At 64.4% G+C, this 2,481-nt stretch carries 2 protein-coding genes and 1 pseudogene; 1 reads left to right on the top strand and 2 read right to left on the bottom strand.

The window, feature by feature from the left end; translation table 11 throughout:
* Nucleotides 1-417 precede the first annotated feature (417 nt).
* The gene (locus tag V1L54_RS29230; RefSeq protein ID WP_330121179.1) at nt 418-741 is read right to left on the bottom strand and encodes a hypothetical protein; all 324 of its coding nucleotides are present in this window, start codon (nt 739-741) and stop codon (nt 418-420) included.
* A 425-nt stretch (nt 742-1,166) separates the two neighbouring features.
* On the opposite strand from V1L54_RS29230, the pseudogene V1L54_RS29220 reads away from it, so the two are divergent.
* Nucleotides 1,167-1,467, top strand: a pseudogene (locus V1L54_RS29220) (IS701 family transposase); the annotation flags it as partial.
* Between the two features lie 606 nt (nt 1,468-2,073).
* Here the strand turns inward: V1L54_RS29220 and V1L54_RS29215 are convergent.
* Nucleotides 2,074-2,481 (bottom strand): cupin domain-containing protein (locus V1L54_RS29215; RefSeq protein ID WP_330121178.1); only part of this gene is annotated, 408 nt, incomplete at its 5' end.

The following is a 2,481-nucleotide window of genomic DNA, read 5'->3' as shown; positions in this document are numbered from 1 at the left end:
GACGATCCGGTTGGGTGGCGATTTCCTGCCCGGATAGATCGGTGATGACTCCGAGGGAAACAAGAAAGGTGCGCGAGGCGCCCTGTGAATGATCTCGTGATGGAGGGCGGAATATTCAGGGCCCATTATCCTTTGTCGGGTTCGAGACCGAATACGGAGTCAGCTGGAGGAAACGTTTTTCTGTGACCTTCGGGGCGCCCTGCCTCGTCGGGGCGAAACTCCAGCCGTGGGTGCCGTCCCGGGGCGAGTAGGTCCGCCTCATCCTGTGCCGTTCTGGTGCTACACCACCGATCTCACCTACGGTTTCACCCGCCTTTCGCCCTGTAGCAGTGGCGTCTCGAGCCGTGCCCCACCCGGTGATCCTTTGCGGACAAGATCGCCGTCACGGCGGATCCGACGAGTGATCCGAATTGTTCGTCACCCGGCCAGTCGATAACTCAGACCACTGAAGTTCTTCGGGAAGTTGTGCAGGTCGCTGGTGGGGGAGTGGTAGATGCTGCCCCTGCAGTCGGCCTCCGAAAAGACCTCGATGGGACCGGCCAGGTTGGCGATGAGCCTTGTAGCGAAGGGCAGGTTGGTACATTCGGTGGTGGGGTGGGAGTCAAGGACGTATCGACCGCCATAGTCTCCCTCGTAGAAGACAACCTGCCCGGGAAGCTGCTCGTCTGCCGCTGCCGGCCCGGCGCCTGCGCCCAGCAGCATTACCGTGGCTATCGCACCGGTTACGGTAGCCAGACGCATGCCCCTGATCCTTCGCATGGGGATAACTCTCCTCGGTGTGCACAAAGTTGAATCATTTACTATCTCAAGATCTCGCACATGTGACGGGTTGTCAACGGTAGATTCCTGCCATCCGGGCACACCTTGAGTCAGGGCCTGTTGCGTGATTACTTGCCTTCTGTCCGGATCTATCCGGTGAGGCCGAGGGCAGCCGGGGGCCTGCGGTAGTCGGGGGGCTGTGTGGGGTGTGGCGTAGTGCGGCGGCGCTGTTGGTCTTGCCGTTCTGGCCGTGGACGCCGATGGCGAGATTGCGCAGGTCGGCCATGACGCGTGGGGAGCTGACCGACATGGATCTCGGAGGCATCCTCGCGGAAGATGCGGTCCCGGACGTGGTGCAGAGGATTCTCGATCTTCCAGTGGTCCTTGATCCATGCGGCGAGCCGAGCCGCAATGTGAGCAGATCCGAGGAGATCTCCTGCTGCCCCGCCGACACCACGTTGGACGAGGTGGTCCGCATCGCGGACAGCCGCTGGGCGATCGAGGAATGCTTCCAGAGCGCGAAGCAGGAGTGGGGGCCTGGACGACTACCAGGTCCGCCGCTGCCCCGGCTGGCACGGCCACATGACGTTAGCCATGGCCGCCACGCCTGTCCGACCGTCCTGCGCGGCCCACCAACTCGATTTTGAGGCAGCAGAAATGGTTCCTCCCAGCTCATCCACTACAGCCTCGCCGAGCTCAGACGCCTGATCACTCGCCTCGCCGACCGACGACCCGCACCCGTCGACCACGTCCTGGCCTGGCGGCGCTCTGACCGCCAGCGGGCCACAGCAAGGCTGTCTGCAGGCCCTGTTGGGGCCGTGGAACGGGTCGCAGCCGAGCCAGGCACTTAGGGCGTCCTTCGGGTCTTGTCGAAGCCCCCTGTTCAGTCCCTTGACCGCTGCTTCGGTTGGTGCAGGTCGATGACTGACGGGACCGAGGCTGCCAGATCAGATATGAGTTGTCCACCAGTGTGTGGGAGAGCCCCTTTGCCATCGGGCGCGCATACGCGCGCGCCCGATGCGTACAACCAGCAGCAGTCCCCTTAGTCCCGTGCCCTGCCTCGGGATGTGCTCTGAACTGGGCTTTCTTCTACGGGGCTGGAGCAGGCCTTGAGTTGGGCCATCGGTGACTTCTGCTGTGTGCCGACGACACCGTCGATCCCACCGACGCTCTCGCGCGGCGGTATGGAGCCCCCGGCCGGCGGAGGCGCAGTCGACCCCGCACGTCACCGGCCGCCGCGCGGGCCGGCCGGTGACGTGCGGGGCGGCGGAGGCGCACCGGCCTGGAAGTGCTCGCAGGACGGGCGATCCGGGATCAGTGCCAGTCGTCCCCGGGCAGGAGGACCATGTTGTGCGTGCCGATGGCATCGATCAGTTCATCGAACTTTTCCTCAGGCCAGGGCTCCGCGGGACCGTCCGCCGCACCGTAGCTCAGGAAGAAGGACTCGGGTCCGGCCGGAGTGTAGAAGACGAGCAGGCGGGCCGGTTCCTTCGCTCGGTTCCGGAAGGCATGCCGGGTGCCCTTGGGTATGTAGACGAAGTCACCGGGGCCGGCGGTGAACCTCTGATCTCCGTTGAGGAATTCGAACTCCCCGGTGAGTACGTAGAACGCCTCGTCCTCCCGGGAGTGGATGTGCGGGACGTTGCCGTGTCCGGGTTCGATGAGTCCGTCCATGAGCGCGAGGGCGCCATCCGTCTCGTCGCCGGTGACCTTGACGGAGAA

The sequence above is a fragment of the Streptomyces rubellus genome, from assembly GCF_036323805.1.
Lineage (GTDB): Bacteria > Actinomycetota > Actinomycetes > Streptomycetales > Streptomycetaceae > Streptomyces.
This window is presented reverse-complemented; position numbering and strand designations above follow the sequence as displayed.